This window comes from Vibrio sp. 1557 (assembly GCF_033340175.1).
Classification (GTDB): domain Bacteria; phylum Pseudomonadota; class Gammaproteobacteria; order Enterobacterales; family Vibrionaceae; genus Vibrio; species Vibrio alginolyticus.
Window position 1 is genome coordinate 1 of sequence record NZ_JAWOVZ010000218.1, and the last position, 1,166, is coordinate 1,166.

General features: G+C 45.7%; 1 protein-coding gene. It reads left to right on the forward strand.

Annotated elements, in window-relative coordinates:
- Positions 1-1,137, forward strand: a 1,137-nt coding sequence (locus R7070_RS26010; protein ID WP_318141489.1) for a sigma-54 dependent transcriptional regulator, incomplete at its 5' end; no start/stop codon positions are given.
- Positions 1,138-1,166 lie beyond the last annotated feature (29 nt).

A 1,166-nucleotide genomic window follows, 5' to 3' on the forward strand; every position in this document is an offset into this window, starting at 1 on the left:
TTGAATGGTCTGGCAAACTTAGTGAGTTCTCATAAGCACGTGCGTTGGCTGGCGTTTATTCGTGAGTCTCAGCTCGGCACAGACACCATCTGCCAGTTCATCGTTAACTTCTGTATCGACTTTTTTACTGCCCCAATCCCAGATGCCCAACTGTTGAGTACCATCGGCCACCAACTTGGTATGCTCAAGCTAGAGAAAAAAGTTTGGCCAAGCTTTGGCAATAGCCTCGATATGGGGCTGATTGGCGAATCTATCCCGATGAAGCGCTTACGCGATCAAGTTAAGCGAATTGGTCCTACGGACGTGAGTATTCTGATCTCTGGCGAGAGCGGTACTGGTAAAGAAGCGGTTGCTCGTGCAATTCACAAAGTATCTTCCCGTTCTCATAAGCCCTTTATGTCGATTAACTGCCGCGCTTTGAATGAGCAACGTTTCCAAGCGGAAGTCTTTGGTATTGCTGCGGATGCTGAGATGGGCCCAAGTCTGTTGGAACAAGCAGATGGCGGTACTGTGTTGTTTAATGACATTCTGACCATTTCGAAAGACCAGCAAATGAACCTGTTAAGGTTTTTGCAAGAGGGCACGATTGAAACATGCGAAGGTGTGAAGAATGTGAATGTGCGTATTCTTGCTGCTAACTCGTCAGACGTAGAAAAAGCTTTGATTGATGGCGACTTCAACGAAGAGTTGTACCATTACATCAATGTACTTCGTATCAACGTACCAAGCTTGAAAGAGCGCGCGAGTGACATTGCACTACTAGCTCGCTTCTATCTGCAAGAGTTCTCTAAAGAGTACAACTCTCAAGCAAAAAGTTTCTCAGAGGACGCTTTGAAAGCTCTGACTCGTTACTTCTGGCCTGGTAATGTTCGCGAGTTGATGAACCAAGTTAAGCGTGCGGTGTTGATGTCTGATAGCGTGATGATTGAAGAGCATCATCTCGATTTGCCGCAACGTAATGATTCAAAACGCAGTTTGAAATCAATTCGAGAAAAGAGTGAGCGTGATGCGTTATTGGTCGTGTTGGAATCGCACTCAGGTCAAGTTTCCAATGCGGCGAAAGAACTTGGTGTGTCGCGTGCAACCATGTATCGACTACTTAACAAGCACAACTTGATTTCCGATCAAGCGATGTAATTCAATGAGTGAATCGAATTGAAAGAGCG